Raw genomic sequence first — 26,047 nt, 5'->3', positions numbered from 1 at the left:
CGAGCTCGTGGGCGAGGACCGCCGCCAGCTCCGGCGGCGAGCCACAGCCCGAGGGGTATCGCGTACGGGATGCCACGGAAGCGGCGGGATTGGCGTCCGGGCGACGGGTCTCGGCGGCGGTCAGGCGCGTTCGCGGCGGCGGCGGACGTAGGCGGCCGTGGTGACCGAGGTCAGGGTCAGGAGGGCCAGGGTGGCGGCTGCGAGGCCTGGGGGGAGGCCCTTGGGGGTGTAGGTGCAGGAGAGGTGGCGGGGGGTGTCCGGGGTGAGGGGGATGGCCAGGAGGCCGTGGAAGGGCTGCGTGGGGGCCGAGCACTGCCAGCCGGGGATGTCCGTCATCGCGAAGACGGCCGTGCCGGTGGCGGTGGGCGGGAGGGTGGCTTCGATGGTGTGGCCGCCCACCTGGACCGCGGTGGCGCCGGTGGTGGTGAGGTCGTGGACGCGGGTGGTCAGGGCCGTGCGGTTCAGGCAGCCGATCGGGTTCGGGCCGGCCGTGGCGTTCTCGGTGCGGGTGTCGGCCGTCGCCGTGACCGTGCCGGACGCGGGGACCGGGCCCAGGGGGAGGACCCCGGTCATGCGGTCCTCCAGGGGGAGGGAGCGGCCGCCGGTGCGGAGGGTGCCGTAGAGGGCGGGGGAGTACCAGTAGGCCTCGGTGCCCGGGGTGCAGGTGGCCGTGTACGTCTGGGAGGTGGGAGTGCCGGTGCGGGTGGCCGGGGGTACCTCGTAGACCGTGGCGCCCAGGACCGTCTCCTGGCGGGCGTAGACGCTGGCCGGGGGGTTGGGGGAGGTGTACGGCGCGGGGCGGACCGTGACCAGGGGCGGGGCGGGCTGTTTCGTGGCCGTCCAGGTGCCGGGAGCCGTGCCCGGGCGGACGCGGGCGCCGATGGAGAAGATCGCGTCGAGGACCGGGTTGTCGGCGCCGAAGAAGGTGCGGCCGTCGTTCTTGTAGCCGTATCCCAGGGGCTCCAGGGCCTGGTAGGTGGCCTCCGGGAGGTAGCTGCTGTAGTACTGCGGGCCCTCGGCCCGGAGGGCCAGGGCGTCGTTGTACGAGGTCTGCGGCGCGCCCGAATCCGTCCGGTAGGCGGGCCAGCCGTCCACCTTCCGTACCGCTTCGTAGTGGTTCGTGATCGAGCGGCTGGAGGTCGCGGCCGGCGCCGCCCAGCGTTCGCGGGAGCGGCGGGCGTCCGCGTTCGCCGCGGCGACCGTGGACTCGGCGAAGACCACCCCGATCATGAGCAGTGCGGCGAGCGGGATCAGCGCGCGCCGCCGCTCGCCCAGCGAGAGCAGGATCAGGGCCAGCAGGGAGACCGCGCCGCCGCCCAGGACCGCCGGCCAGGTCCAGCCGCCGAAGTCGTTCGTGTGGCGCAGGACGAAGGTGGCGACGACGAGCAGGCCGGCCGCCAGGCTCAGGTGGAGGGGGCGGGGGCGGTTGGCCAGGGCCAGCCAGGCCAGGACCACGACCATGCCGCTGAACACGAAGGTCTCGCGGTACGGGTTGCCGTTCGGGACGGCCAGCCCGTGCCACACGTACTGGGTGGGCGGGAACTGGAACGAGACCAGGACGAGCAGGGTCGCCGCCGCCCAGACCAGGCGGGTGCGTGCGGCGATGCGGGTGTTGAGGAGGAAGCTTCCTGCCAGGATCAGGCCCAGCGAGGCCACGTACAGGCGCGGCCGGCCGCCCCACAGGTGGGTGGCCGGGAGCATGCCGGCCAGGAAGACGTCGACGCGCACCGGGTCGAAGGCCGCGGCCTTCGTGGGCTGCGAGGCGCCGCTGGAGAGGAAGGACGGCAGGAGGAGCGGGAGGGTGAGGAGGATGCCCGTCGCGGCGGCGGTGGCCGCGCGCCACAGCGCCCGCACCCGCTCTGCGCCCGTCATGTCGCGGGTGAGCAGGCGGATGGCCAGCAGGACGCAGGCGGCCATCGTGGCCATCATCGCCGTGTAGAAGTTGCCGTACCAGGCGAGGGCGACGAGCAGGGCGGCGCCCGGCCAGCGACGGCCCTCCAGGCACCACTCGACGGCGATGCCGAGGAGGGGGAGCGCCACCAGGCCCCAGAGCCACATCGGGATGTACGAGGCGTCGCTCAGCGCCCACCCGCACAGGCCGTAGCAGGCGCCGAGGACCCCCCGCTGCCACCACGGGCCGGCCTGGAGCCTGCCGAGGTAGACGGTCATCAGGGCGGCGGCCGCGCCCATCGTCACCGGGGTGATCAGGAAGACGGCCAGGTCGACGTGGGCGCGCGGGACGAGGACGGCCAGCCACGAGAACGGGTTGCCGAGGTAGGTGTAGTAGTCGGACAGGAACTGCTGTCCGAAGCCGCCGCGCCAGCTGAACAGGAGGTCGCCGGCGGCCTGCCCGTGCACGAGGTCCCACAGGGCGCGGTGGAAGGGCACGTACTGGTTGGCCTGGTCGTTGACGGCCCGGCCGGTGTTGCCGAAGGGGAAGCTGCCGCGGGCCGCCCAGGCCGCGCAGAAGGCGGCCGAGGTGAGGACGAAGGCCAGCAGGGGCCCGTAGAGGCGGGGGAGGGCGGCGCGCCGCCGGGGCACGGGGCCGGGGGGCGGGGATGCGGCCGTCGTCGGCTCCGAGGTGACCGTCCCCAATGTCCTGCTCCTGGCGCTCGTATCGTTTTGAACTGACTCGCTGGGATTCGCTGGCAGTGTAGTTCGCCCGCACTACCACGCCGGTGTGACCTCCGCACGGCCGCCCCGGCTCGGGAGGGTCACACCCAAGGGGCGCCTGAGCTGCGCGGCCGTGTGGGCCGTGGCGGTGCGGCCCATGTTTTGACCGGAGTGGATGCGGTGGGTACGCTCAGACCTTGTGCCTGGGGTGTGCCTGGGCTCCCGTGCGTGTCCATCAACCGCACGCGAGCCGTATCGGCCACCGCGATCCATGCGTTTCCGTGCTTGCGCGGAGGTCCGCCGGATCCGACACACCCGACCGCGTGGGTCGGCAAATGTTCCAGGTTAGCTTCACTACACGGCACACAGAAACCGGAGAAGTAGTGCCTACGATCCAGCAGCTGGTCCGTAAGGGCCGGCAGGACAAGGTCGAGAAGACAAAGACCCCCGCGCTCGAGGCTTCGCCCCAGCGTCGCGGCGTCTGCACGCGTGTGTTCACGACCACCCCGAAGAAGCCGAACTCGGCGCTGCGTAAGGTCGCGCGTGTGCGTCTGACCTCTGGCATCGAGGTCACCGCTTACATTCCGGGTGAGGGACACAACCTGCAGGAGCACTCGATCGTGCTCGTGCGTGGTGGCCGTGTGAAGGACCTGCCGGGTGTTCGTTACAAGATCATCCGCGGTGCGCTTGACACCCAGGCTGTCAAGAACCGCAAGCAGGCCCGCAGCCGCTACGGCGCCAAGAAGGAGAAGTAAGAATGCCTCGTAAGGGCCCCGCCCCGAAGCGCCCGGTCATCATCGACCCGGTCTACGCCTCTCCTCTGGTGACCTCGCTCATCAACAAGATCCTCCTGAACGGCAAGCGCTCCACCGCCGAGCGCATCGTCTACGGCGCCATGGAAGGCCTCCGCGAGAAGACCGGCAACGACCCGGTCATCACGCTGAAGCGCGCGCTGGAGAACGTCAAGCCGTCCCTCGAGGTCAAGTCCCGCCGTGTCGGTGGCGCGACCTACCAGGTTCCCGTCGAGGTCAAGCCGGGTCGCCAGTCGACCCTGGCCCTCCGCTGGCTCGTGGGTTACTCCCGCGCCCGCCGCGAGAAGACCATGACCGAGCGCCTGATGAACGAGCTGCTCGACGCCTCCAACGGTCTTGGCGCTGCTGTCAAGAAGCGCGAGGACACGCACAAGATGGCCGAGTCCAACAAGGCCTTCGCGCACTACCGCTGGTAGTCCCAACCCACATCGAGACCGAGAGAAGACTGAGCCGATATGGCTACCACTTCGCTTGACCTGGCCAAGGTGCGCAACATCGGCATCATGGCCCACATCGACGCGGGCAAGACGACCACCACCGAGCGCATCCTGTTCTACACCGGTGTGTCGTACAAGATCGGTGAAGTCCACGACGGCGCTGCCACGATGGACTGGATGGAGCAGGAGCAGGAGCGCGGCATCACGATCACGTCTGCCGCGACGACCTGCCACTGGCCGCTCGAGGACGTCGACCACACCATCAACATCATCGACACCCCGGGTCACGTGGACTTCACCGTCGAGGTGGAGCGTTCGCTCCGCGTCCTCGACGGCGCCGTCACCGTGTTCGACGGTGTCGCCGGTGTGGAGCCGCAGTCCGAGACCGTTTGGCGTCAGGCGGACCGCTACGGCGTCCCGCGCATCTGCTTCGTCAACAAGCTCGACCGTACGGGCGCCGAGTTCATGCGCTGCGTCGACATGATCAAGGACCGCCTCGGCGCGGTTCCGATCGTCATGCAGCTGCCGATCGGCTCCGAGGCGGACTTCAAGGGCGTCGTCGACCTCGTCCGCATGAAGGCCCTCGTGTGGTCCGCCGAGGCCACCAAGGGTGAGATGTACGACGTCGTCGACATCCCGGACACCCACACCGAGCTGGCCGAGGAGTGGCGCGCCACCCTCGTCGAGCAGGTCGCCGAGAACGACGAAGAGATGATGGAGCTCTTCCTCGAGGGCACCGAGCCCACCGAGGAGCAGCTGCACGCGGCCGTGCGCCGCATCATCCTCGGCTCCGGCAAGGGCAAGGGCGAGCCCACGATCACCGCGGTGTTCTGCGGTACGGCGTTCAAGAACAAGGGCGTCCAGCCCCTGCTCGACGCCGTCGTGCGCTACCTCCCGTCGCCGCTCGACATCGAGGCCATCGAGGGCCACGACGTCAAGGACGCCGAGGTCGTCGTGAAGCGCAAGCCGTCGGACGAGGAGCCCCTCGCCGCGCTCGCGTTCAAGATCATGAGCGACCCGCACCTCGGCAAGCTCACCTTCGTCCGGGTTTACTCGGGCCGCCTGGAGGCCGGCACCGCGGTGCTGAACTCCGTCAAGGGCAAGAAGGAGCGCATCGGCAAGATCTACCGCATGCACGCGAACAAGCGTGAGGAGATCGACGCGGTGGGCGCCGGCGACATCGTCGCCGTCATGGGCCTGAAGCAGACCACCACCGGTGAGACGCTGTGTGACGACAAGGCGCCCGTGATCCTGGAGTCCATGGACTTCCCGGCTCCGGTCATCCAGGTCGCCATCGAGCCCGCCTCCAAGGGCGACCAGGAGAAGCTGGGTGTCGCCATCCAGCGTCTCGCGGAAGAGGACCCGTCCTTCCACGTCCACTCGGACGAGGAGACCGGCCAGACCATCCTCGGCGGTATGGGCGAGCTGCACCTCGAGGTGCTGGTCGACCGTATGAAGCGCGAGTTCAAGGTCGTCGCCAACGTCGGCAAGCCGCAGGTCGCGTACCGCGAGACGATCCGCAAGGCCGTCGAGCGTCACGACTACACCCACAAGAAGCAGACCGGTGGTACCGGTCAGTTCGCCAAGGTGCAGATCGCGATCGAGCCGATCACGGACGCCGATGGTCCGGCGTACGAGTTCGTGAACAAGGTCACCGGTGGCCGCGTGCCGAAGGAGTACATCCCTTCGGTCGACGCCGGTGCGCAGGAGGCCATGCAGTTCGGCATCCTGGCCGGCTACGAGATGACGGGCGTCCGCGTCACGCTTCTCGACGGTGGCTACCACGAGGTCGACTCCTCCGAGCTCGCCTTCAAGATCGCCGGTTCGCAGGCCTTCAAGGAGGCCGCGCGCAAGGCTTCTCCCGTGCTCCTCGAGCCGATGATGGCCGTCGAGGTCACCACGCCGGAGGAGTCCATGGGCGACGTCATCGGTGACATCAACTCCCGCCGTGGCCAGATCCAGGCCATGGAGGACCGTCACGGAGCCAAGATCGTCAAGGGCCTCGTGCCGCTTTCGGAGATGTTCGGCTACGTCGGAGACCTCCGCAGCAAGACCTCGGGTCGCGCCAGCTACTCGATGCAGTTCGACTCCTACGCCGAGGTTCCCCGGAACGTCGCTGAGGAGATCATCGCGAAGGCCAAGGGCGAGTAACTCTTCCGAGTACACGCTTTAGGCTTGCCACCGGAGCCCCAGGGGCAACAGGAGCAACCCTCCCGTTGCCCCGGGGGAACCGGCTATCCAGCAAAGATCACCTGGCGCCGACGATCATCAAGGCGTACAGAACCACTCTCAGGAGGACCCCCGTGGCGAAGGCGAAGTTCGAGCGGACTAAGCCGCACGTCAACATCGGCACCATCGGTCACATTGACCACGGTAAGACGACCCTCACGGCCGCCATTACCAAGGTGCTGCACGACAAGTACCCGGACCTGAACGCGGCCTCGGCGTTCGACCAGATCGACAAGGCTCCTGAGGAGCGCCAGCGCGGTATCACCATCTCCATCGCGCACGTCGAGTACCAGACCGAGGCGCGTCACTACGCCCACGTCGACTGCCCGGGTCACGCGGACTACATCAAGAACATGATCACCGGTGCCGCGCAGATGGACGGCGCCATCCTCGTGGTCGCCGCCACCGACGGCCCGATGCCGCAGACCAAGGAGCACGTGCTCCTGGCCCGCCAGGTCGGCGTTCCGTACATCGTCGTCGCCCTGAACAAGGCCGACATGGTGGACGACGAGGAGATCCTGGAGCTCGTCGAGCTCGAGGTCCGTGAGCTGCTCTCCGAGTACGACTTCCCGGGCGACGACCTGCCGGTCGTCCAGGTCTCCGCGCTGAAGGCGCTCGAGGGTGACAAGGAGTGGGGTGACAAGCTCCTCGGCCTGATGGACGCCGTGGACGAGGCCATCCCGACCCCGCCGCGTGACACCGACAAGCCGTTCCTGATGCCCGTCGAGGACGTCTTCACGATCACCGGTCGTGGCACCGTCGTCACCGGCCGCATCGAGCGTGGTGTCCTGAAGGTCAACGAGACCGTTGACATCATCGGCATCAAGCAGGAGAAGACCACCACCACGGTCACCGGCATCGAGATGTTCCGCAAGCTGCTCGACGAGGGCCAGGCCGGCGAGAACGTCGGTCTGCTCCTCCGTGGCATCAAGCGCGAGGACGTCGAGCGCGGCCAGGTCATCATCAAGCCCGGTTCGGTCACGCCGCACACCGAGTTCGAGGCCGCCGCGTACATCCTGTCGAAGGACGAGGGTGGCCGTCACACCCCGTTCTTCAACAACTACCGCCCGCAGTTCTACTTCCGTACCACGGACGTGACCGGCGTCGTTACCCTCCCCGAGGGCACCGAGATGGTCATGCCGGGCGACAACACCGACATGTCCGTCCAGCTGATCCAGCCGGTCGCCATGGAGGAGGGCCTGAAGTTCGCCATCCGTGAGGGTGGTCGTACGGTCGGCGCCGGCCAGGTCACCAAGATCACGAAGTAATTCGTGTTCTGACCTGGTAGCTCGCGCGAGCGGGCACCATGTTCGACGCAAGGGCCCCTTTCCCACCGTTCTGCGGTGGGGGAGGGGCCCTTCGTCACGTCAAGGACTTTCAGGGGTGGGAAGCATGGACCGGGAGATATCCGACGAGGAGTGGGCGCGCTTCGGCGAGGAGGTCGCGCGGGAGAGCGCGGACGCGCCGAAGGAGCCGTCGGCGCGGGCGCGGATGGTTACCGAGCGGCTGCGGCGCGAGGAGGAGGAACGGGCGCGGGCCGGGCGCCGCCGGTTCGGCCGGGCGCCGAAGCCGGGGGCGGGGGATCCGCCCGGCTGGCGTACCGGGCCCGCCTGGCAGGAGATGCAGGGCCGCGGGCGCGCGAAGCGCCGGCTCAAGGCCGCGGCGGCGATCGTGGTCATCGCGGGGCTCGCGCTGGTCGCCCTGCGGCCGGAGCTGGTCATCGACAAGCTGACGGGCGAGGCCGGCGGCCGCCAGGCGGCCGCGCCTCCGGACCGCCCGACCCTCAAGGATCCTTTCCGGGGCTCGCCGGCCGCGCAGTGGGCGGAGGGCGCGGCCGCGATCGAGGTGCCGGCCGCGACCGCCGTCGGCGGGCTGGGCCAGGAACAGGTCGGGCAGGCCCTGGAGAAGGCGAAGCGGTTCCTGGTGGCGGCCAACCTGGATCCCGCCGTGCTGCGCGGGGAGCGTCCGAAGGCGGCCCTGGAGCTGCTGGACCCCCGCCAGCCCGAGGTCCCGCAGCGCGTGGAGCGCTCCCTCGCCCAGCCCGGCGCGGAGAACCCGCCGGTCACCCTCTTCACCCGGTTCGACCCCGCCGAGGTCCAGCCGGTCGGTGACGTGGTCAAGGTGCGCGGCAGCATGCGGGTGGAGGCGGGGGAGCCGGGGGAGGCCCTGGTGGTGACCGACTACACCTTCGTCCACCCCATGACGAAGGGCGACGGGAGCGTGCAGCGGACCATCGTGCGCCGCCAGGTCACCTTCGCGCTCCTCGACCCGGCGCGCTGGGACACCACCGAGGGCCGACTCCAGCTGCGCAGGTACGACTCGGAGTGGTCGAACGTCCGGTGCGAGGCGACCGGAGGCTTCCTGCACCCGGACTTCCCGCAGGTGGTTTCGGGCGGAACGAAGGCATCCGGGGAGCTCACTGATCCGTACGACCGAACCGGCCCGGTGCATTCCGAGGGGTGCAGGACCGCATCCCGGTCCTGACCTGGGATCCCCGTCGCGCGCCGCGGTTTGACGTGATCGCTCGGCGGGGTATTCTCTTCGGCCCGATTGGCCAGGTACGTGTCTCGTATGGCAGACTACTCAAGTTGCTCGGCTGTGTGCCGATGCTGCGCGCCTCCCGCCGGGAGGACCGGAAGCGAGTCCCACGGTACTCGTCGTCCTTAATCTGCCTCTCGGGGCAGCAATGAGGGCGGACGTACGGGAATCTTCTGGGAAGTGTCAGCACGGTCCGCACCAGGCACTCGGTGGGTGTTTCTCCCCCGATGCGCGGCCCAGGGCCGCACCCCCTTTGATGAGGGAGTTCCCGTATGGGGATTTTCTCGGAGGGAGTGCGACACGCCCGACCGCGTGGGTCGGAGGAGAGGCAGCGGAACCCCGTTCCGCAGCCGACCGGGAGCCAGAGCGTTTCCACACGAGACAGGACTACGGAGTAGCCATGGCGGGACAGAAGATCCGCATCCGGCTCAAGGCCTACGACCACGAGGTCATCGACTCCTCGGCGAAGAAGATCGTCGAGACGGTGACCCGCACTGGTGCGTCGGTCGCGGGCCCGGTGCCGCTGCCCACTGAGAAGAACGTGTACTGCGTCATCAAGTCGCCGCACAAGTACAAGGACTCGCGCGAGCACTTCGAGATGCGCACGCACAAGCGCCTGATCGACATCCTCGACCCGACGCCCAAGACCGTTGACTCGCTGATGCGCCTGGACCTTCCGGCCGGCGTTGACATCGAGATCAAGCTCTGAGAGGCGTCGAGAAGATGGCTAAGCAGATCAAGGGCGTCCTGGGCGAGAAGCTCGGCATGACCCAGGTCTGGGACGAGAACAACCGTGTCGTCCCGGTGACCGTCGTCAAGGCCGGGCCCTGTGTCGTTACCCAGGTCCGTACCAACGACACCGACGGCTACGAGTCGGTCCAGATCGCCTTCGGCGAGATCGACCCGCGCAAGGTGAACAAGCCCCTCAAGGGCCACTTCGCCAAGGCCGATGTGACCCCGCGCCGCCACCTGGTGGAGCTCCGTACCTCCGACGCCAGCGAGTACACGCTCGGCCAGGAGATCACGGCTGCCGTGTTCGAGTCCGGCGTCAAGGTTGACGTCACGGGCAACAGCAAGGGCAAGGGCTTCGCCGGTGTCATGAAGCGCCACAACTTCCGGGGCCTCGGCGCCGGTCACGGTGTGCAGCGCAAGCACCGCTCCCCCGGTTCGATCGGTGGCTGTGCCACCCCTGGGCGTGTCTTCAAGGGCATGCGCATGGCCGGTCGCATGGGTAACGAGCGCGTCACCACCCAGAACCTGACCATCCACGCGGTTGACGCGGAGAAGGGTCTGCTCCTCATCAAGGGCGCGGTCCCCGGTCCGAACGGCGGCCTCGTCCTGGTCCGTACCGCGGCCAAGGGGGCTTGAGGTAATGAGCACCATTGACATCCTTTCGCCGGCAGGCGACAAGGCCGGTACCGTCGAGCTCCCCGCGGAGATCTTCGACGCGAAGACCAGCGTTCCGCTGATCCACCAGGTCGTCGTCGCCCAGCTGGCCGCTGCCCGCCAGGGCACGCACAAGACCAAGACCCGTGGCGAAGTCCGTGGTGGTGGCAAGAAGCCGTACCGCCAGAAGGGCACCGGCCGCGCCCGTCAGGGTTCGACCCGCGCTCCGCAGTTCGCCGGCGGTGGCGTCGTCCACGGCCCGCAGCCGCGTGACTACTCGCAGCGCACCCCGAAGAAGATGAAGGCCGCCGCCCTCCGCGGTGCCCTCTCGGACCGTGCGCGTCACTCCCGCATCCACGTCGTCACCGGCGTGGTCGAGGGTGCCGCCTCCACCAAGGCCGCGAAGACGCTGTTCGGCAAGATCTCGGAGCGCAAGAACCTGCTCCTGGTCGCCGAGCGCTCTGACGAGCTGGCGTGGCTGTCCGCCCGCAACCTGCCCCAGGTTCACATCCTGGAGCCGGGCCAGCTGAACACGTACGACGTGATCGTCTCTGACGACGTGGTCTTCACCCAGGCCGCGCTCGAGTCCTTCGTGTCTGGCCCCAAGGCCGATGAGACCGAAGGGAACGAGGCCTGATGTCTGAGGCGACCGTTACCAGCAAGACCTTCTCCGACCCGCGCGACCTGCTGATCAAGCCGGTCGTCTCGGAGAAGAGCTACGCGCTGCTGGACGAGAACAAGTACACGTTCATCGTCGCGCCCGGCGCCAACAAGACCCAGATCAAGCAGGCCGTCGAGGCGGTCTTCTCGGTCAAGGTCACCGGGGTCAACACGATCAACCGTCAGGGTAAGCGCAAGCGCACCAAGACCGGTTTCGGCAAGCGCGCCAACACCAAGCGCGCCATCGTGACCCTTGCCGAGGGCAACCGTATCGACATCTTCGGCGGCCAGGCCTCCTAACGGAGGTCTAGTCGTCCGGAATCGGACGAGGACTGAGAAATGGGTATCCGCAAGTACAAGCCGACGACCCCGGGCCGTCGTGGCTCCAGCGTCGCCGACTTTGTCGAGATCACGCGGTCCACGCCGGAGAAGTCGCTGGTCCGCCCCCTGCACAGCAAGGGCGGCCGTAACAACACCGGTCGTGTGACCGTTCGCCACCAGGGCGGTGGCCACAAGCGCGCCTACCGCGTGATCGACTTCCGTCGTCACGACAAGGACGGCGTGCCGGCCAAGGTCGCGCACATCGAGTACGACCCCAACCGCACCGCGCGCATCGCGCTGCTGCACTACGCCGACGGCGAGAAGCGCTACATCATCGCGCCGCGCGGCCTGCAGCAGGGTGACCGGATTGAGAACGGCCCCACGGCCGACATCAAGCCGGGCAACAACCTCGCGCTCCGCAACATCCCGGTCGGTACCACGATCCACGCGATCGAGCTCCGCCCCGGTGGCGGCGCCAAGTTCGCGCGTTCGGCTGGTGCCTCCGTGCAGCTGCTCGCGAAGGAGGGCGTGATGGCCCACCTCCGCATGCCGTCCGGTGAGATCCGTCTCGTCGACGCGCGCTGCCGCGCCACGGTCGGCGAGGTCGGCAACGCCGAGCAGTCGAACATCAACTGGGGCAAGGCCGGCCGCATGCGCTGGAAGGGCGTTCGCCCGACCGTCCGCGGTGTCGCGATGAACCCGGTTGACCACCCGCACGGTGGTGGTGAGGGCAAGACCAGCGGTGGTCGCCACCCGGTCTCCCCGTGGGGTCAGAAGGAGGGTCGTACTCGCTCGCCGAAGAAGGCTTCGAGCAAGTACATCGTCCGCCGCCGCAAGACGAACAAGAAGCGCTAGGAGCGGGTTTAGATGCCGCGCAGTCTCAAGAAGGGGCCCTTCGTCGACGACCACCTCGTAAAGAAGGTGGACGCCCAGAACGAAGCCGGCACCAAGAACGTCATCAAGACCTGGTCCCGTCGCTCGATGATCATCCCCAGCATGCTGGGTCACACGATCGCGGTGCACAACGGCAAGACCCACGTCCCGGTGTTCGTCACCGAGTCGATGGTCGGCCACAAGCTCGGCGAGTTCTCGCCGACTCGCACCTTCCGCGGCCACGTCAAGGACGACCGGAAGTCGAAGCGCCGCTAACGCGGGGTGGTTACGACTATGACTAACACCGAAGGGACAACCATGGAAGCCAGGGCCCAGGCGCGGTACATCCGCGTCACGCCCATGAAGGCCCGCCGCGTGGTGGACCTCATCCGTGGCATGGATGCCACGGAGGCTCAGGCGGTCCTGCGTTTCGCCCCGCAGGCCGCGAGCGTGCCGGTTGGCAAGGTGCTGGACAGCGCCATTGCCAACGCCGCACACAACTACAACCACCCGGACGCCTCCACGCTGGTCATCAGCGAGGCGTACGTGGACGAGGGCCCGACCCTGAAGCGGTTCCGTCCGCGTGCGCAGGGCCGTGCCTACCGGATCCGCAAGCGGACCAGCCACATCACCGTGGTCGTCAGCAGCAAGGAAGGTTCCCGGTAATGGGCCAGAAGGTAAACCCGCACGGGTTCCGGCTCGGCATCACCACCGACTTCAAGTCGCGTTGGTACGCCGACAAGCTGTACAAGGACTACGTCAAGGAAGACGTCGCCATCCGTCGGATGATGACGTCCGGCATGGAGCGCGCCGGCATCTCGAAGGTTGAGATCGAGCGCACCCGTGACCGCGTGCGTGTGGACATCCACACCGCTCGTCCCGGCATCGTCATCGGCCGCCGTGGCGCCGAGGCCGACCGCATCCGCGGTGACCTCGAGAAGCTCACGGGCAAGCAGGTCCAGCTGAACATCCTCGAGGTCAAGAACCCCGAGCTCGACGCTCAGCTGGTTGCTCAGGCCGTCGCCGAGCAGCTCTCCTCCCGCGTCTCCTTCCGTCGTGCCATGCGCAAGAGCATGCAGGGCACCATGAAGGCCGGCGCCAAGGGCATCAAGATCCAGTGTGGCGGCCGTCTCGGCGGCGCCGAGATGTCCCGCTCCGAGTTCTACCGCGAGGGTCGTGTGCCGCTGCACACGCTGCGCGCGAACGTGGACTACGGCTTCTTCGAGGCCAAGACCACCTTCGGCCGTATCGGTGTGAAGGTCTGGATCTACAAGGGCGACGTCAAGAACATCGCCGAGGTTCGCGCCGAGAACGCCGCGGCCCGTGCGGGTAACCGCCCGGCCCGTGGTGCCGGCGCTGGCGACCGTCCCGCCGGCCGTGGTGGCCGTGGTGGCGAGCGCGGCGGCCGTGGTGGCCGCAAGCCGCAGCAGGCTGCTGGTGCCGAGGCCCCCAAGGCCGACGCCCCCGCCGCCGCTCCGGCCGAGAGCACCGGAACGGAGGCCTGACCGACATGCTGATCCCTCGTAGGGTCAAGCACCGCAAGCAGCACCACCCGAAGCGCAGCGGTATGGCCAAGGGCGGTACTGAGGTCTCGTTCGGCGAGTACGGCATCCAGGCGCTCACCCCCGCCTACGTGACGAACCGCCAGATCGAGGCGGCTCGTATCGCGATGACCCGCCACATCAAGCGTGGCGGCAAGGTCTGGATCAACATCTACCCGGACCGTCCGCTGACGAAGAAGCCCGCCGAGACCCGCATGGGTTCCGGTAAGGGTTCCCCGGAGTGGTGGATCGCGAACGTGCACCCGGGCCGGGTCATGTTCGAGCTGTCCTACCCGAACGAAAAGATTGCGCGTGAGGCTCTCACTCGTGCGGCCCACAAGCTGCCGATGAAGTGCCGCATCGTCAAGCGCGAGGCAGGTGAGTCGTGATGGCGACGGGAACCAAGGCGTCCGAGCTCCGCGAGCTCGGCAACGAGGAGCTCGTTGCCAAGCTGCGCGAGGCCAAGGAGGAGCTCTTCAAGCTCCGTTTCCAGGCGGCCACCGGTCAGCTGGAGAACAACGGCCGGCTCAAGTCCGTCCGTAAGGACATCGCTCGCATCTACACCCTGATGCACGAGCGTGAGCTCGGTATCGAGACGGTGGAGAACGCCTGATGAGCGAGAACAACGTGACTGAGAAGACCGAGCGCGGCTTCCGCAAGACCCGTGAGGGTCTCGTCGTCAGCGACAAGATGGACAAGACCGTCGTCGTCGCCGTCGAGGACCGCGTCAAGCACGCGCTGTACGGCAAGGTCATCCGCCGTACGAACAAGCTCAAGGCTCACGACGAGCAGAACGCTGCCGGCGTCGGCGACCGCGTCCTCATCATGGAGACGCGTCCGCTGTCGGCGAGCAAGCGCTGGCGCATCGTCGAGATCCTCGAGAAGGCCAAGTAATTAGTCCGAGGGGTCTTCCCTCGGATTCGTTCCGCCAGGCTCGGCCGGGGCTCCTTCAGGGAGCCCCGGCCGGGAACCGGCAGACAAACAGGAGATAGACGTGATCCAGCAGGAGTCGCGACTGCGTGTCGCCGACAACACTGGTGCCAAGGAGATCCTTTGCATCCGTGTTCTCGGTGGCTCCGGTCGCCGCTACGCGGGCATCGGTGACGTCATCGTCGCCACCGTCAAGGACGCGATCCCCGGCGGCAACGTGAAGAAGGGTGACGTCGTCAAGGCCGTCATCGTTCGCACCGTCAAGGAGCGCCGCCGCCAGGACGGCTCGTACATCCGCTTCGACGAGAACGCCGCCGTCATTCTGAAGAACGACGGCGACCCTCGCGGCACCCGTATCTTCGGCCCCGTCGGCCGTGAGCTGCGCGAGAAGAAGTTCATGAAGATCATCTCGCTCGCGCCGGAGGTGCTGTAAGCATGAAGATCAAGAAGGGCGACCTGGTCCAGGTCATCACCGGTAAGGACAAGGGCAAGCAGGGCAAGGTCATCGCGGCCTTCCCGACCGAGTCCCGCGTCCTGGTCGAGGGTGTCAACCGGGTCAAGAAGCACACCAAGGCTGGGCAGAACCAGGCCGGCGGCATCGTGATCACCGAGGCCCCCGTCCACGTGTCCAACGTCCAGCTGGTCGTGGAGAAGGACGGCAAGAAGGTCGTCACCCGCGTCGGTTTCCGCTTCGACGACGAGGGCAACAAGATCCGCGTTGCCAAGCGCACGGGTGAGGACATCTGATGGCTACCACTCCGCGTCTGAAGACGAAGTACCGCGAGGAGATCGCGGGCAAGATGCGTGAAGAGTTCTCCTACGAGAACGTCATGCAGATTCCCGGCCTCGTCAAGATCGTCGTGAACATGGGTGTCGGCGACGCCGCCCGTGACTCGAAGCTGATCGACGGCGCCATCCGCGACCTGACGACGATCACCGGTCAGAAGCCGGCCGTCACGAAGGCCCGCAAGTCCATCGCGCAGTTCAAGCTGCGTGAGGGTCAGCCGATCGGCTGCCACGTCACCCTCCGTGGTGACCGCATGTGGGAGTTCCTGGACCGTACGCTGTCGCTCGCGCTGCCGCGTATCCGTGACTTCCGTGGTCTGTCGCCGAAGCAGTTCGACGGCCGTGGCAACTACACCTTCGGTCTCACCGAGCAGGTCATGTTCCACGAGATCGACCAGGACAAGATCGACCGTACCCGGGGTATGGACATCACCGTGGTCACCACGGCGACCAACGACGCTGAGGGCCGCGCGCTCCTCCGTCACCTCGGCTTCCCCTTCAAGGAGGCGTAAGCGAGATGGCGAAGAAGGCTCTCATCGCGAAGGCTGCCCGCAAGCCCAAGTTCGGTGTGCGTGCGTACACCCGCTGCCAGCGCTGCGGTCGTCCCCACTCCGTGTACCGCAAGTTCGGCCTCTGCCGCGTGTGCCTCCGTGAGATGGCTCACCGTGGCGAGCTGCCGGGCGTGACCAAGAGCTCCTGGTAAACCCCTTTCACCTTTGGGTGTTGAGGTTTTCCAGACGCTCTCGGTAAGCATCAGGTCGGCGGACCGCCCTGCCCGCATGCCGTAGGCTTGTGGGGTTGGGCGTCCGCCGCCCTATCGACTTACTACGCCGTAGGTCCCCGTGCCGCACCCGTCCCGCCACCGAGTGGGGAGAGGGATGGCACATACAGGAAACCCCGGCGAGAGAGGCCGAAGGCCACTTTCATGACCATGACTGACCCGATCGCAGACATGCTCACGCGTCTGCGTAACGCTAACTCGGCGTACCACGACACCGTCGTGATGCCGCACAGCAAGATCAAGTCGCACATCGCGGAGATCCTCAAGCAGGAGGGTTTCATCACCGGCTGGAAGGTCGAGGACGCCGAGGTCGGCAAGAACCTCGTCCTCGAGCTGAAGTTCGGGCCGAACCGTGAGCGCTCCATCGCGGGCATCAAGCGGATCTCGAAGCCCGGTCTGCGCGTGTACGCGAAGTCCACCAACCTGCCGAAGGTCCTCGGCGGCCTGGGCGTGGCGATCATCTCCACGTCGCACGGTCTCCTGACCGGTCAGCAGGCAGGCAAGAAGGGCGTAGGTGGGGAAGTCCTCGCCTACGTCTGGTAGTCGGGAACGGAGGAAAAGCAATGTCGCGAATCGGCAAGCTCCCCATCCAGGTTCCCGCCGGTGTGGACGTCACCATCGACGGCCAGACGGTCGCGGTGAAGGGCCCCAAGGGTTCCCTCACGCACACCGTCAAGGCGCCGATCGAGATCGTCAAGGGTGAGGACGGCGTTCTGAACGTCACCCGCCCGAACGACGAGCGTCAGAACAAGGCCCTGCACGGCCTGTCCCGCACGCTGGTGGCGAACATGATCACCGGCGTGACCGCGGGGTACGCCAAGGCTCTCGAGATCAGCGGTGTCGGTTACCGTGTGGCCGCGAAGGGCTCCGACCTGGAGTTCCAGCTCGGCTACAGCCACCCCATCCTGGTCGAGGCGCCCGAGGGCATCTCGTTCAAGGTCGAGTCCCCGACCAAGTTCTCGGTCGAGGGCATCGACAAGCAGAAGGTCGGCGAGGTCGCCGCCAACATCCGCAAGCTGCGGAAGCCCGACCCGTACAAGGCCAAGGGTGTCAAGTACGCCGGCGAGGTCATCCGCCGCAAGGTCGGAAAGGCTGGTAAGTAGCCATGGCATACGGTGTGAAGATCGCCAAGGGCGACGCGTACAAGCGCGCTGCCAAGGCTCGCCGCCACATCCGCATCCGCAAGAACGTCTCGGGTACGGCGGAGCGTCCGCGCCTCGTCGTGACGCGTTCGAACCGCAACATCGTTGCTCAGGTCATCGACGACCTCCAGGGCCACACCCTGGCGTCCGCGTCGACCCTGGACGCTTCGATCCGCGGTGGCGAAGGCGACAAGAGCGCCCAGGCCCAGGCCGTCGGCGCGCTCGTGGCCGAGCGTGCGAAGGCTGCCGGCGTCGAGACCGTCGTCTTTGACCGCGGTGGCAACCGATACGCCGGGCGCATTGCCGCTCTGGCTGACGCCGCCCGCGAAGCCGGGCTGAAGTTCTAAGCCCCGGTTCCGGGACTCACGGACGTAACAGAGAGAGGTAATCCAATGGCTGGACCCCAGCGCCGCGGAAGCGGTGCCGGTGGCGGCGAGCGGCGGGACCGGAAGGGTCGCGACGGTGGCGCTGCCGCCGAGAAGACCGCTTACGTTGAGCGCGTTGTCGCGATCAACCGCGTCGCCAAGGTTGTCAAGGGTGGTCGTCGCTTCAGCTTCACCGCGCTCGTCGTGGTGGGTGACGGTGACGGCACCGTAGGTGTCGGTTACGGCAAGGCCAAGGAAGTTCCCGCGGCCATCGCCAAGGGCGTCGAGGAAGCCAAGAAGAACTTCTTCAAGGTTCCCCGCATCCAGGGCACCATCCCGCACCCGATCCAGGGCGAGAAGGCGGCCGGCGTTGTCCTGCTGAAGCCTGCTTCCCCCGGTACCGGTGTTATCGCCGGTGGCCCGGTGCGCGCCGTTCTGGAGTGCGCCGGCGTTCACGACATCCTGTCGAAGTCGCTCGGCTCCGACAACGCGATCAACATCGTGCACGCGACCGTGGCGGCCCTCCAGGGCCTGCAGCGTCCCGAGGAGATCGCGGCTCGCCGTGGTCTGCCCCTCGAGGACGTCGCTCCCGCGGCTCTGCTCCGTGCGCGCGCTGGGGCGGGTGTCTGATGGCCCGCCTCAAGATCACGCAGACGAAGTCGTACATCGGCAGCAAGCAGAACCACCGCGACACGCTGCGTTCGCTCGGGCTCAAGCGCCTGAACGACGTCGTCGTCAAGGAGGACCGCCCCGAGTTCCGCGGAATGGTGCACACCGTCCGCCACCTCGTGACGGTTGAGGAGGTTGACTAATCATGGCTGAGAACAGCCCGCTGAAGGCCCACAACCTCCGTCCCGCCCCCGGTGCCAAGACCGCGAAGACCCGTGTCGGTCGTGGTGAGGCGTCGAAGGGTAAGACGGCTGGTCGTGGTACGAAGGGTACGAAGGCCCGCTACCAGGTGCCGACGCGCTTCGAGGGTGGGCAGATGCCCCTCCACATGCGTCTGCCGAAGCTCAAGGGCTTCAAGAACCCGTTCCGCACCGAGTTCCAGGTCGTCAACCTGGACAAGCTCGGCGCCCTCTACCCCGAGGGTGGAGAGGTCACGGTGGCCGACCTGGTCGCCAAGGGCGCGGTTCGCAAGAACAGCCTCGTCAAGGTCCTGGGCCAGGGCGAGATCTCCGTGGCGCTGACGGTTTCGGTTGACGCCGTCTCCGCCTCCGCCAAGGAGAAGATTGCCGCCGCCGGCGGTTCCGTGACCGAGCTCGTCTAAGACGAACTCTGTGACAAATAGCTAAAACCCGACCGGGGATGCCTCACATATGGGGCATCCCCGGTTGGTCGTTCCACGGGGGGCGTAGTCGCCGGTAAGGTGGCCTGCACCTTTGCTTGTCCGTAATCGTCGATCCTCAGACCGTCACCTCTGACGCAGTAGCGCGGGGGTCGCAGGAGGCACCGTGCTCACCGCGTTCGCCCGGGCGTTCAAGACGCCCGACCTGCGCAAGAAGCTGCTCTTCACGCTCGGCATCATCGTGCTGTATCGGCTCGGGTCCCACATCCCGGTACCCGGCGTGAGCTACAAGAACGTTCAGATCTGTGTGGACCAGATGGGGAGCAGCAACAGCCTCTTCGGTCTGGTCAACATGTTCAGCGGCGGCGCGCTGCTGCAGATCACGATCTTCGCGCTCGGCATCATGCCGTACATCACCGCGAGCATCATCCTGCAGCTGCTGACCGTGGTCATTCCGAAGCTGGAGAACCTCAAGAAAGAGGGACAGGCCGGCACCTCGAAGATCACGCAGTACACCCGCTATCTGACGGTCGCGCTCGCGATCCTCCAGGGCACCGGCCTCGTCGCCACCGCGCGTACCGGCGCCCTGTTCGGCAGCTGCCCCGTCGCTCGCGAGATCGTCCCGGACCGCTCGATCTTCACCACCATCACGATGGTGATCACCATGACCGCCGGTACCTGCATCGTCATGTGGCTCGGTGAGCTCATCACGGACCGCGGCATCGGCAACGGCATGTCGATCCTGATGTTCATCTCGATCGCGGCCGGCTTCGTCTCCGCCCTGTGGACGATCAAGCTCCAGGGCAAGATCGCTGGTGGCTGGGTCGAGTTCGCGGTCGTCATCCTCGTCGGCCTGGCGATGGTGGCCCTGGTGGTCTTCGTCGAGCAGGCCCAGCGCAGGATCCCCGTGCAGTACGCGAAGCGCATGATCGGTCGCCGTGCCTACGGCGGCACGTCCACCTACATCCCGCTCAAGGTGAACCAGGCCGGTGTCATCCCGGTCATCTTCGCCTCGTCGCTGCTGTACATCCCGGCCCTGATCGTGCAGTTCAGCGGCTCGACCGCGAGCTGGGCGACCTGGATCCAGAAGCACTTCGTCAAGGGCGACCACCCGTACTACATCGCCGCCTACTTCCTCCTGATCGTCTTCTTCGCGTTCTTCTACGTGGCGATCTCGTTCAACCCCGAGGAAGTTGCCGACAACATGAAGAAGTATGGTGGGTTCATCCCGGGCATCCGCGCCGGCCGGCCCACGGCTGAGTACCTGAGCTACGTACTCAACCGGATCACCTGGCCGGGCTCGCTGTACCTGGGTCTCATCGCTCTAGTGCCGACAATGGCGTTGGCCGGCTTCGGAGCGAACCAGAACTTCCCGTTCGGCGGGACGAGCATCCTGATCATCGTGGGTGTGGGTCTGGAAACCGTGAAGCAGATCGAGAGCCAGCTCCAGCAGCGCAACTACGAAGGGTTCCTCCGCTGATGCGAATCGTCCTCGTCGGACCCCCCGGGGCGGGCAAGGGAACGCAGGCCGCGTTCCTCGCCAAGAACCTGTCGATCCCGCACATCTCCACGGGCGACCTCTTCCGCGCCAACATCAGCCAGGGCACCGAGCTGGGCGTGCGGGCGAAGGCGTTCATGGACGCCGGCGAGCTCGTCCCGGACGAGATCACCATCGGCATGGCCAAGGACCGCATGGAGCAGCCGGACGCCGCGGGCGGCTTCCTGCTCGACGGCTTCCCGCGCAACGTGGCCCAGGCCGAGGCCCTGGACGAGATGCTGACCGGTGCCGGCATGAAGCTGGACGCCGTCCTCGACCTGGAGGTCGAGGAGGACGAGGTCGTCAAGCGCATCGCCGGCCGGCGCATCTGCCGCCAGGACTCCGCGCACGTGTTCCACGTGATCTACGCGGCTCCGAAGGTCGAGGGCGTCTGCGACCAGTGCGGCGGCGAGCTGTACCAGCGCGGCGACGACTCCGAGGACACGGTCCGCAACCGGCTGGAGGTCTACCACACGCAGACCGAGCCGATCATCGACTACTACAAGGCCCAGGGTCTGCTGGTGACCATCTCCGCCCTCGGCGAGGTGCACGAGATCACCAAGCGGGCGATGGACGCCCTGAAGAAGTAGTCACTCCTGTACGTGACCGACAGTACGGCCGCGATGTCCTCCGGGCATCGCGGCCGTACTGTTGGGAAGACCCCGTTTTATCGAAGGTGGAAGGCCGTTTCATGGTTCAGCTGAAGACCCCCGAGCAGATCGCGAAGATGCGCGAGGCAGGGCTGGTCGTCGCCGCGATCCACGCGGCGACCCGTGAGGCGGCCGTGCCGGGCGCCACGACGCGCGACCTCGACATGGTGGCCCGCAAGGTCATCGCGGACGCCGGGGCGAAGTCGAACTTCCTCGGGTACGGCGGCTTCCCCGCGACCATCTGCACCTCGGTGAACGAGGTCGTCGTCCACGGCATCCCGGACGACAAGACGGTCCTCAAGGACGGCGACATCATCTCCATCGACGCCGGTGCCATCGTGGACGGCTGGCACGGGGACGCCGCCTACACGGCCTTCGTGGGCACCGGTCACGCTCCGGAGCTGGTCGAGTTGTCGCGGGTGACCGAGGAGTCCATGTGGGCCGGTATCGCGGCCATGAAGGCGGGCAACCGCCTCGTGGACATCTCGAAGGCGATCGAGGGCTACATCAAGCGCCAGCCCCGCCCGTCCACCGGTGAACACAGCCTCGGCAAGTTCGGGATCATCGAGGACTACGGCGGCCACGGCATCGGCACCGAGATGCACATGGACCCCCACCTGCTGAACTACGTCTCGCGCAAGCGGGGCAAGGGCGTCAAGCTGGTCCCGGGTCTGTGCCTGGCGATCGAGCCGATGGTGTCCCTGGGCACCGCCCAGACGGAGGTACTCGCCGACGACTGGACGGTCATCACCACGGACGGCACCTGGTCCTCGCACTGGGAGCACTCGGTCGCCCTCACCGAGGCCGGTCCGATCGTCCTGACCAGCCCGGACTGCGGCAAGGCAAAGCTCGCGGAATACGGCGTGACGACCGCGCCGGACCCCCTCGGGTAGCCGCCGGTTAATGATCTAGACTCTGGGGCAAACTTTCCGGATTCGTCTTTCTGGGTGCCCTGACGTAGACTGACTCGTCGGCTTACGTGCATTCGCATGTCCGTGAGCCGATCAAGGTAGCCGATTCGAAAGGCGAAGCGTGGCCAAGAAGCAAGGTGCCATCGAGATCGAGGGCACCGTGATCGAGTCCCTCCCGAACGCCATGTTCAAGGTGGAACTCCAGAACGGTCACAAAGTCCTCGCGCACATCAGCGGCAAGATGCGTATGCACTACATCCGCATCCTTCCCGATGACCGGGTCGTTGTGGAGCTGTCTCCCTACGACCTGACGCGTGGCCGGATCGTCTACCGATACAAGTAGATCTTGCCCCCGCACCCCGCTCCGGCGCGGGTGGTGGCACTGACCCGGAGAACCTCACCCACATGAAGGTCAAGCCGAGCGTCAAGAAGATCTGCGACAAGTGCAAGGTGATCCGCCGTCACGGCCGGGTCATGGTCATCTGCGACAACCTGCGCCACAAGCAGCGCCAGGGCTGACGCACGCCGACCGACCTGCCTTCCGCAGTTCTTCGCGCGACGTAACAAAACGTACATAAGCAGAACCCGCCCAGCCCTCAGGGGCCGGCGGCACCTCCGGCGGGGGCCGGGGACCCGGACGTACCACCACCCACTCGGGTGGTCGGCGGTCGGGAGCGGTTCTGTTGCAGACCCCCGAACACACAGGAGCCATTGAATGGCACGCGTTTCCGGTGTTGACATCCCGCGCGAAAAGCGCGTGGAGATCGCACTCACCTACGTCTTCGGTATCGGGCGCACCCGGTCCAAGGAGATCCTCGCCTCCACCGGCGTGAACCCGAACACCCGCGTTCGTGACCTGGCCGAAGAGGACCTCGTCAAGATCCGCGAGTACGTGGACGCCAACCTCCGTACCGAGGGTGACCTCCGCCGCGAGATCCAGGGCGACATCCGCCGCAAGATCGAGATCCAGTGCTACCAGGGCATCCGCCACCGTCGCGGTCTGCCCGTCCACGGTCAGCGCACCAGCACGAACGCGCGTACCCGCAAGGGCCCCCGTCGCGCGATCGCCGGTAAGAAGAAGCCGGGCAAGAAGTAGTCCTGTTCAGCGGTCTTGCGCTGTAGGACCGACCACCTCCCGTAGGAGTAAGAGATGCCCCCCAAGGGTCGTCAGGGCGCTGCCAAGAAGGTGCGCCGCAAGGAAAAGAAGAACGTCGCTCACGGGCACGCCCACATCAAGAGCACGTTCAACAACACCATCGTTTCGATCACGGACCCGTCCGGCAACGTGATCTCCTGGGCCTCCGCCGGCCACGTCGGCTTCAAGGGCTCGCGCAAGTCCACCCCCTTCGCCGCGCAGATGGCCGCCGAGTCGGCCGCCCGCCGCGCGCAGGAGCACGGCATGCGCAAGGTCGACGTCTTCGTCAAGGGTCCCGGCTCCGGCCGTGAGACCGCGATCCGCTCCCTCCAGGCCACCGGCCTCGAGGTGGGTTCGATCCAGGACGTCACCCCCACCCCGCACAACGGCTGCCGCCCGCCGAAGCGCCGCCGCGTCTGACGCAGCGGACGCACCTGTGCGTCTTTGAGTGTCCGGGCGGTACGTACCCCCTCGGGGGGACGTACCGCCCGTACCCTTGTAAGTCCGCGGCCCCCGGGCCGCACCTGTCGGGCGTCAAATAGTGGGCGTCCACGACTGAAGGAACACAGACATGCTTATCGCTCAGCGTCCTTCGCTGACCGAAGAGGTCGTCGACGAGTACCGCTCGCGGTTCGTGATCGAGCCGCTGGAGCCGGGCTTCGGCTACACCCTCGGCAACTCCCTGCGCCGTACCCTCCTGTCCTCCATCCCGGGTGCCGCTGTCACCAGCATCCGCGTGGACGGCGTCCTGCACGAGTTCACCACCGTGCCGGGCGTCAAGGAAGACGTCACGGACATCATCCTCAACATCAAGCAGCTGGTCGTCTCCTCGGAGCACGACGAGCCGGTCGTGATGTACCTGCGCAAGCAGGGTCCCGGCCTGGTCACCGCTGCCGACATCGCGCCCCCGGCCGGTGTCGAGGTGCACAACCCGGACCTGGTCCTCGCCACGCTCAACGGCAAGGGCAAGCTGGAGATGGAGCTGACCGTCGAGCGCGGTCGCGGCTACGTCTCCGCCGTCCAGAACAAGCAGGTGGGCCAGGAGATCGGCCGTATCCCGATCGACTCCATCTACTCGCCGGTTCTGAAGGTCACCTACAAGGTCGAGGCGACCCGAGTCGAGCAGCGCACCGACTTCGACAAGCTCATCGTCGACGTCGAGACCAAGCAGGCCATGCGCCCGCGTGACGCCATGGCGTCCGCCGGCAAGACCCTGGTCGAGCTGTTCGGTCTGGCGCGCGAGCTCAACATCGACGCCGAGGGCATCGACATGGGCCCGTCCCCCACGGACGCCGCCCTGGCCGCCGACCTGGCGCTGCCGATCGAGGAGCTCGAGCTCACGGTCCGCTCGTACAACTGCCTCAAGCGCGAGGGCATCCACTCCGTGGGTGAGCTCGTGGCCCGCTCCGAGGCCGACCTGCTCGACATCCGCAACTTCGGTGCGAAGTCGATCGACGAGGTCAAGGCGAAGCTCGCCGGCATGGGCCTGGCCCTCAAGGACAGCCCGCCCGGATTCGACCCGACCGCCGCCGCCGACGCCTTCGGCGCCGACGACGACGCGGACGCCGGTTTCGTCGAGACCGAGCAGTACTGAGAAGAGACTTTCCCGGGGCAGCCGCCCCGGGGGAACTGACACCGGTACCTGACACGGCCGGTGCAGATATGAAGGAGTAACACCATGCCGCGTCCCGCAAAGGGTGCCCGTCTGGGCGGCTCCGCCGCGCACGAGAAGCACCTTCTCGCGAACCTCGCGAAGGCGCTCTTCGAGCACGGCCGCATCACCACCACCGAGGCCAAGGCCCGCCGCCTGCGTCCCTACGCCGAGCGTCTGGTCACCAAGGCCAAGAAGGGCGACATCCACAACCGTCGCCTGGTGCTGCAGACGATCACGGACAAGAGCATCGTGCACACGCTGTTCACCGAGATCGCCCCGCGCTACGAGAACCGCCCCGGTGGTTACACGCGCATCACCAAGATCGGCAACCGTCGTGGCGACAACGCCCCGATGGCCGTGATCGAGCTGGTCGAGGCCCTCACGGTCGCCCAGCAGGCCACTGGTGAGGCCGAGGCCGCCACCAAGCGCGCCGCCAAGGACGCCGAGGCCGTGGCCGAGGCTCCCGCCGCCGAGGAGACCAAGGAGGCCTGATCCCGCTCCGGGATCGAGCTTGCTTGATCGGCTCTGAACGGGCCCGCCCCTTCCCGGGGCGGGCCCGTTCTGCATTTCCGCGCGTCTGAGAGGATCTGTCACGTGAGTGACGAGGTGGAGCCCGGGCACGTCCGGGTACGGCTGGACCTGAGCTACGACGGCAAGGAGTTCTCCGGCTGGGCGAAGCAGCGCACGCTGCGGACCGTCCAGGGCGAGCTGGAGAGCGCCCTGCGGACGGTGATGCGGCTCAAGGAGCCGGTCGAGCTGACCGTCGCCGGCCGCACCGACGCGGGCGTGCACGCCCGCGGGCAGGTCGCGCAGTTCGACATCGCGCAGGAGGTCTGGGCCGAGCACGGCGGCCTGCTCCTGCGCCGCCTCGCCGGCCGGCTCCCGCACGACATCCGGGTGTGGAAGGTCGCCGAGGCCCCCCAGGGGTTCAACGCCCGGTTCTCCGCCATCTGGCGCCGCTACGCCTACCGGGTCGGCGACCACCAGGGCGGCGTCGACCCGCTGCGCCGCGGGCACGTGCTGTGGCACCAGTGGCCGCTGGACGTGGACGCGATGAACGAGGCCTCCCGCGCCCTGCTCGGCGAGCACGACTTCGCCGCCTACTGCAAGAAGCGCGAGGGCGCCACGACCATCCGCACCCTCCAGGAGCTCAGCTGGGTGCGGGACGAGGACGGGATCGTCACCGCGACCGTCCGCGCCGACGCCTTCTGCCACAACATGGTCCGCTCCCTGGTCGGCGCCCTGCTGCACGTCGGCGACGGCCACCGGCCCGTCGAGTGGCCCGGGCAGGTCCTGGCCGCGGCCGTCCGGGACTCCTCCGTGCACGTGGTCAAGCCGCACGGGCTGACCCTGGAGGAGGTCGGCTACCCGGCGGACGACCTGCTGGCCACCCGCAGCAAGGAGGCCCGGAACATGCGCACCCTTCCCGGCAAGGGCTGCTGCTAGGCGTCCCCCGCG

37 protein-coding genes are annotated in these 26,047 nt (G+C 67.3%); 36 read left to right on the top strand and 1 reads right to left on the bottom strand.

What is annotated here, in order from left to right:
- Positions 1-120: 120 nt before the first annotated feature.
- Entirely contained in the window at positions 121-2,595 is a 2,475-nt protein-coding gene (locus tag ACFY0O_RS11235) for a YfhO family protein (RefSeq protein WP_388945495.1), read from the bottom strand.
- A 401-nt stretch (positions 2,596-2,996) separates the two neighbouring features.
- Between ACFY0O_RS11235 and rpsL the strand changes: the two genes are divergently transcribed.
- The 36 genes from rpsL (at position 2,997) to truA (ending at position 26,035) form a co-directional block, all read left to right on the top strand.
- Positions 2,997-3,368, top strand: a complete 372-nt coding sequence (gene rpsL, locus ACFY0O_RS11230) for a 30S ribosomal protein S12 (protein WP_007265893.1) — start codon at positions 2,997-2,999, stop codon at positions 3,366-3,368.
- A 2-nt stretch (positions 3,369-3,370) separates the two neighbouring features.
- The gene (rpsG, locus tag ACFY0O_RS11225; protein ID WP_007265894.1) at positions 3,371-3,841 is read left to right on the top strand and encodes a 30S ribosomal protein S7; all 471 of its coding nucleotides are present in this window, start codon (positions 3,371-3,373) and stop codon (positions 3,839-3,841) included.
- Positions 3,842-3,880: 39 nt separating this feature from the next.
- Positions 3,881-6,013 carry an elongation factor G gene (gene fusA / locus ACFY0O_RS11220; RefSeq protein WP_344163465.1) on the top strand — a complete coding sequence of 711 codons (2,133 nt, stop codon included), beginning with the start codon at positions 3,881-3,883 and terminating at the stop codon, positions 6,011-6,013.
- Between the two features lie 152 nt (positions 6,014-6,165).
- Complete coding sequence (gene tuf / locus ACFY0O_RS11215) at positions 6,166-7,359, top strand: elongation factor Tu (protein WP_042812325.1); 1,194 nt, start codon at positions 6,166-6,168, stop codon at positions 7,357-7,359.
- Positions 7,360-7,483: 124 nt separating this feature from the next.
- Entirely contained in the window at positions 7,484-8,575 is a 1,092-nt protein-coding gene (locus ACFY0O_RS11210; RefSeq protein ID WP_388945633.1) for a hypothetical protein, read from the top strand.
- A gap of 454 nt (positions 8,576-9,029) precedes the next feature.
- Positions 9,030-9,338 (top strand): 30S ribosomal protein S10, encoded by a 309-nt coding sequence (rpsJ, locus tag ACFY0O_RS11205; RefSeq protein WP_003948644.1) that lies wholly within the window; start codon positions 9,030-9,032, stop codon positions 9,336-9,338.
- Positions 9,339-9,352: 14 nt separating this feature from the next.
- Positions 9,353-9,997: a 50S ribosomal protein L3 gene (rplC, locus tag ACFY0O_RS11200; protein ID WP_042812328.1), complete on the top strand. Its 645-nt coding sequence runs from the start codon at positions 9,353-9,355 to the stop codon at positions 9,995-9,997.
- Between the two features lie 4 nt (positions 9,998-10,001).
- A complete protein-coding gene (rplD, locus tag ACFY0O_RS11195; RefSeq protein ID WP_007265900.1) occupies positions 10,002-10,652 on the top strand; it encodes a 50S ribosomal protein L4 in 651 nt (216 codons plus the stop codon).
- Positions 10,652-10,975, top strand: coding sequence for a 50S ribosomal protein L23 (rplW, locus tag ACFY0O_RS11190; RefSeq protein WP_045945286.1), 324 nt, complete (start codon positions 10,652-10,654; stop codon positions 10,973-10,975). The genes rplD and rplW overlap by 1 nt, the downstream gene beginning before the upstream one ends.
- A 39-nt stretch (positions 10,976-11,014) precedes the next feature.
- On the top strand, positions 11,015-11,851 hold the full coding sequence (gene rplB, locus ACFY0O_RS11185) for a 50S ribosomal protein L2 (RefSeq protein WP_007265902.1): 837 nt from the start codon (positions 11,015-11,017) through the stop codon (positions 11,849-11,851).
- Positions 11,852-11,863: 12 nt separating this feature from the next.
- Positions 11,864-12,145 carry a 30S ribosomal protein S19 gene (gene rpsS / locus ACFY0O_RS11180; protein ID WP_007265903.1) on the top strand — a complete coding sequence of 94 codons (282 nt, stop codon included), beginning with the start codon at positions 11,864-11,866 and terminating at the stop codon, positions 12,143-12,145.
- 42 nt (positions 12,146-12,187) lie between these two features.
- A complete protein-coding gene (gene rplV / locus ACFY0O_RS11175) occupies positions 12,188-12,535 on the top strand; it encodes a 50S ribosomal protein L22 (RefSeq protein ID WP_007265904.1) in 348 nt (115 codons plus the stop codon).
- Positions 12,535-13,374, top strand: coding sequence for a 30S ribosomal protein S3 (rpsC, locus tag ACFY0O_RS11170; RefSeq protein ID WP_007265905.1), 840 nt, complete (start codon positions 12,535-12,537; stop codon positions 13,372-13,374). Before rplV ends, rpsC begins: the two co-directional genes overlap by 1 nt.
- Before the next feature lie 5 nt (positions 13,375-13,379).
- Positions 13,380-13,799: a 50S ribosomal protein L16 gene (rplP, locus tag ACFY0O_RS11165; RefSeq protein WP_007265906.1), complete on the top strand. Its 420-nt coding sequence runs from the start codon at positions 13,380-13,382 to the stop codon at positions 13,797-13,799.
- Complete coding sequence (gene rpmC / locus ACFY0O_RS11160) at positions 13,799-14,023, top strand: 50S ribosomal protein L29 (protein ID WP_007265907.1); 225 nt, start codon at positions 13,799-13,801, stop codon at positions 14,021-14,023. The genes rplP and rpmC overlap by 1 nt, the downstream gene beginning before the upstream one ends.
- Entirely contained in the window at positions 14,023-14,304 is a 282-nt protein-coding gene (gene rpsQ, locus ACFY0O_RS11155) for a 30S ribosomal protein S17 (protein ID WP_030008467.1), read from the top strand. The genes rpmC and rpsQ overlap by 1 nt, the downstream gene beginning before the upstream one ends.
- A gap of 100 nt (positions 14,305-14,404) precedes the next feature.
- A complete protein-coding gene (gene rplN / locus ACFY0O_RS11150) occupies positions 14,405-14,773 on the top strand; it encodes a 50S ribosomal protein L14 (RefSeq protein WP_003956455.1) in 369 nt (122 codons plus the stop codon).
- A gap of 2 nt (positions 14,774-14,775) precedes the next feature.
- Positions 14,776-15,087, top strand: a complete 312-nt coding sequence (rplX, locus tag ACFY0O_RS11145; protein ID WP_007265909.1) for a 50S ribosomal protein L24 — start codon at positions 14,776-14,778, stop codon at positions 15,085-15,087.
- Positions 15,087-15,638, top strand: coding sequence for a 50S ribosomal protein L5 (rplE, locus tag ACFY0O_RS11140; protein WP_358893649.1), 552 nt, complete (start codon positions 15,087-15,089; stop codon positions 15,636-15,638). Before rplX ends, rplE begins: the two co-directional genes overlap by 1 nt.
- 5 nt (positions 15,639-15,643) lie before the next feature.
- Complete coding sequence (locus tag ACFY0O_RS11135) at positions 15,644-15,829, top strand: type Z 30S ribosomal protein S14 (RefSeq protein ID WP_003956452.1); 186 nt, start codon at positions 15,644-15,646, stop codon at positions 15,827-15,829.
- A 222-nt stretch (positions 15,830-16,051) separates the two neighbouring features.
- Positions 16,052-16,450: a 30S ribosomal protein S8 gene (gene rpsH, locus ACFY0O_RS11130; protein WP_007265911.1), complete on the top strand. Its 399-nt coding sequence runs from the start codon at positions 16,052-16,054 to the stop codon at positions 16,448-16,450.
- Positions 16,451-16,470: 20 nt separating this feature from the next.
- Positions 16,471-17,010: a 50S ribosomal protein L6 gene (rplF, locus tag ACFY0O_RS11125; protein WP_358893648.1), complete on the top strand. Its 540-nt coding sequence runs from the start codon at positions 16,471-16,473 to the stop codon at positions 17,008-17,010.
- 2 nt (positions 17,011-17,012) lie between these two features.
- Positions 17,013-17,396, top strand: a complete 384-nt coding sequence (rplR, locus tag ACFY0O_RS11120; protein ID WP_030026334.1) for a 50S ribosomal protein L18 — start codon at positions 17,013-17,015, stop codon at positions 17,394-17,396.
- 45 nt (positions 17,397-17,441) lie between these two features.
- The gene (rpsE, locus tag ACFY0O_RS11115) at positions 17,442-18,044 is read left to right on the top strand and encodes a 30S ribosomal protein S5 (RefSeq protein ID WP_266574523.1); all 603 of its coding nucleotides are present in this window, start codon (positions 17,442-17,444) and stop codon (positions 18,042-18,044) included.
- Positions 18,044-18,226 carry a 50S ribosomal protein L30 gene (gene rpmD, locus ACFY0O_RS11110; protein WP_005313525.1) on the top strand — a complete coding sequence of 61 codons (183 nt, stop codon included), beginning with the start codon at positions 18,044-18,046 and terminating at the stop codon, positions 18,224-18,226. The genes rpsE and rpmD overlap by 1 nt, the downstream gene beginning before the upstream one ends.
- Positions 18,227-18,228: 2 nt before the next feature.
- On the top strand, positions 18,229-18,684 hold the full coding sequence (gene rplO / locus ACFY0O_RS11105) for a 50S ribosomal protein L15 (protein ID WP_358893647.1): 456 nt from the start codon (positions 18,229-18,231) through the stop codon (positions 18,682-18,684).
- 184 nt (positions 18,685-18,868) lie between these two features.
- The gene (gene secY / locus ACFY0O_RS11100; RefSeq protein WP_388945488.1) at positions 18,869-20,182 is read left to right on the top strand and encodes a preprotein translocase subunit SecY; all 1,314 of its coding nucleotides are present in this window, start codon (positions 18,869-18,871) and stop codon (positions 20,180-20,182) included.
- Entirely contained in the window at positions 20,182-20,829 is a 648-nt protein-coding gene (locus ACFY0O_RS11095) for an adenylate kinase (RefSeq protein ID WP_388945486.1), read from the top strand. Before secY ends, ACFY0O_RS11095 begins: the two co-directional genes overlap by 1 nt.
- Before the next feature lie 101 nt (positions 20,830-20,930).
- Positions 20,931-21,782, top strand: a complete 852-nt coding sequence (map, locus tag ACFY0O_RS11090) for a type I methionyl aminopeptidase (RefSeq protein WP_388945484.1) — start codon at positions 20,931-20,933, stop codon at positions 21,780-21,782.
- A 139-nt stretch (positions 21,783-21,921) separates the two neighbouring features.
- Positions 21,922-22,143 (top strand): translation initiation factor IF-1, encoded by a 222-nt coding sequence (infA, locus tag ACFY0O_RS11085; RefSeq protein WP_003956442.1) that lies wholly within the window; start codon positions 21,922-21,924, stop codon positions 22,141-22,143.
- A gap of 62 nt (positions 22,144-22,205) precedes the next feature.
- Positions 22,206-22,319 carry a 50S ribosomal protein L36 gene (rpmJ, locus tag ACFY0O_RS11080; protein WP_003956441.1) on the top strand — a complete coding sequence of 38 codons (114 nt, stop codon included), beginning with the start codon at positions 22,206-22,208 and terminating at the stop codon, positions 22,317-22,319.
- 196 nt (positions 22,320-22,515) lie between these two features.
- The gene (gene rpsM, locus ACFY0O_RS11075) at positions 22,516-22,896 is read left to right on the top strand and encodes a 30S ribosomal protein S13 (RefSeq protein ID WP_007265919.1); all 381 of its coding nucleotides are present in this window, start codon (positions 22,516-22,518) and stop codon (positions 22,894-22,896) included.
- A 54-nt stretch (positions 22,897-22,950) separates the two neighbouring features.
- Positions 22,951-23,355, top strand: coding sequence for a 30S ribosomal protein S11 (rpsK, locus tag ACFY0O_RS11070; protein WP_003956432.1), 405 nt, complete (start codon positions 22,951-22,953; stop codon positions 23,353-23,355).
- Between the two features lie 151 nt (positions 23,356-23,506).
- Positions 23,507-24,529 (top strand): DNA-directed RNA polymerase subunit alpha, encoded by a 1,023-nt coding sequence (locus ACFY0O_RS11065; RefSeq protein ID WP_215023456.1) that lies wholly within the window; start codon positions 23,507-23,509, stop codon positions 24,527-24,529.
- A gap of 84 nt (positions 24,530-24,613) precedes the next feature.
- Positions 24,614-25,081, top strand: coding sequence for a 50S ribosomal protein L17 (gene rplQ, locus ACFY0O_RS11060; RefSeq protein ID WP_030298228.1), 468 nt, complete (start codon positions 24,614-24,616; stop codon positions 25,079-25,081).
- Positions 25,082-25,183: 102 nt separating this feature from the next.
- On the top strand, positions 25,184-26,035 hold the full coding sequence (gene truA / locus ACFY0O_RS11055) for a tRNA pseudouridine(38-40) synthase TruA (RefSeq protein WP_388945481.1): 852 nt from the start codon (positions 25,184-25,186) through the stop codon (positions 26,033-26,035).
- Positions 26,036-26,047 lie beyond the last annotated feature (12 nt).

The organism is Streptomyces sp. NPDC001594 (assembly GCF_042893675.1).
Classification (GTDB): Bacteria; Actinomycetota; Actinomycetes; order Streptomycetales; family Streptomycetaceae; genus Streptomyces.
This window is presented reverse-complemented; position numbering and strand designations above follow the sequence as displayed.

Bases quoted from the DNA above. Each gene is read 5' to 3' on its own strand.
- rpsK (WP_003956432.1), top strand. From the start codon at position 22,951: ATGCCCCCCAAGGGTCGTCAGGGCGCTGCCAAGAAGGTGCGCCGCAAG.
- rpsS (WP_007265903.1), top strand. From the start codon at position 11,864: ATGCCGCGCAGTCTCAAGAAGGGGCCCTTCGTCGACGACCACCTCGTA.
- rplQ (WP_030298228.1), top strand. From the start codon at position 24,614: ATGCCGCGTCCCGCAAAGGGTGCCCGTCTGGGCGGCTCCGCCGCGCAC.
- rpmC (WP_007265907.1), top strand. From the start codon at position 13,799: ATGGCGACGGGAACCAAGGCGTCCGAGCTCCGCGAGCTCGGCAACGAG.
- rplE (WP_358893649.1), top strand. From the start codon at position 15,087: ATGGCTACCACTCCGCGTCTGAAGACGAAGTACCGCGAGGAGATCGCG.
- rpsQ (WP_030008467.1), top strand. From the start codon at position 14,023: ATGAGCGAGAACAACGTGACTGAGAAGACCGAGCGCGGCTTCCGCAAG.
- map (WP_388945484.1), top strand. From the start codon at position 20,931: ATGGTTCAGCTGAAGACCCCCGAGCAGATCGCGAAGATGCGCGAGGCA.
- rplW (WP_045945286.1), top strand. From the start codon at position 10,652: ATGTCTGAGGCGACCGTTACCAGCAAGACCTTCTCCGACCCGCGCGAC.
- ACFY0O_RS11210 (WP_388945633.1), top strand. From the start codon at position 7,484: ATGGACCGGGAGATATCCGACGAGGAGTGGGCGCGCTTCGGCGAGGAG.
- rpmD (WP_005313525.1), top strand. From the start codon at position 18,044: ATGGCCCGCCTCAAGATCACGCAGACGAAGTCGTACATCGGCAGCAAG.
- rpsM (WP_007265919.1), top strand. From the start codon at position 22,516: ATGGCACGCGTTTCCGGTGTTGACATCCCGCGCGAAAAGCGCGTGGAG.
- rplR (WP_030026334.1), top strand. From the start codon at position 17,013: ATGGCATACGGTGTGAAGATCGCCAAGGGCGACGCGTACAAGCGCGCT.
- rpsH (WP_007265911.1), top strand. From the start codon at position 16,052: ATGACCATGACTGACCCGATCGCAGACATGCTCACGCGTCTGCGTAAC.
- ACFY0O_RS11065 (WP_215023456.1), top strand. From the start codon at position 23,507: ATGCTTATCGCTCAGCGTCCTTCGCTGACCGAAGAGGTCGTCGACGAG.
- rplB (WP_007265902.1), top strand. From the start codon at position 11,015: ATGGGTATCCGCAAGTACAAGCCGACGACCCCGGGCCGTCGTGGCTCC.
- ACFY0O_RS11135 (WP_003956452.1), top strand. From the start codon at position 15,644: ATGGCGAAGAAGGCTCTCATCGCGAAGGCTGCCCGCAAGCCCAAGTTC.
- rpsC (WP_007265905.1), top strand. From the start codon at position 12,535: ATGGGCCAGAAGGTAAACCCGCACGGGTTCCGGCTCGGCATCACCACC.
- rpsE (WP_266574523.1), top strand. From the start codon at position 17,442: ATGGCTGGACCCCAGCGCCGCGGAAGCGGTGCCGGTGGCGGCGAGCGG.
- rplX (WP_007265909.1), top strand. From the start codon at position 14,776: ATGAAGATCAAGAAGGGCGACCTGGTCCAGGTCATCACCGGTAAGGAC.
- rplF (WP_358893648.1), top strand. From the start codon at position 16,471: ATGTCGCGAATCGGCAAGCTCCCCATCCAGGTTCCCGCCGGTGTGGAC.
- rplO (WP_358893647.1), top strand. From the start codon at position 18,229: ATGGCTGAGAACAGCCCGCTGAAGGCCCACAACCTCCGTCCCGCCCCC.
- rpmJ (WP_003956441.1), top strand. From the start codon at position 22,206: ATGAAGGTCAAGCCGAGCGTCAAGAAGATCTGCGACAAGTGCAAGGTG.
- rplD (WP_007265900.1), top strand. From the start codon at position 10,002: ATGAGCACCATTGACATCCTTTCGCCGGCAGGCGACAAGGCCGGTACC.
- fusA (WP_344163465.1), top strand. From the start codon at position 3,881: ATGGCTACCACTTCGCTTGACCTGGCCAAGGTGCGCAACATCGGCATC.
- rpsJ (WP_003948644.1), top strand. From the start codon at position 9,030: ATGGCGGGACAGAAGATCCGCATCCGGCTCAAGGCCTACGACCACGAG.
- ACFY0O_RS11095 (WP_388945486.1), top strand. From the start codon at position 20,182: ATGCGAATCGTCCTCGTCGGACCCCCCGGGGCGGGCAAGGGAACGCAG.
- rplV (WP_007265904.1), top strand. From the start codon at position 12,188: ATGGAAGCCAGGGCCCAGGCGCGGTACATCCGCGTCACGCCCATGAAG.
- rpsG (WP_007265894.1), top strand. From the start codon at position 3,371: ATGCCTCGTAAGGGCCCCGCCCCGAAGCGCCCGGTCATCATCGACCCG.
- rplP (WP_007265906.1), top strand. From the start codon at position 13,380: ATGCTGATCCCTCGTAGGGTCAAGCACCGCAAGCAGCACCACCCGAAG.
- rplC (WP_042812328.1), top strand. From the start codon at position 9,353: ATGGCTAAGCAGATCAAGGGCGTCCTGGGCGAGAAGCTCGGCATGACC.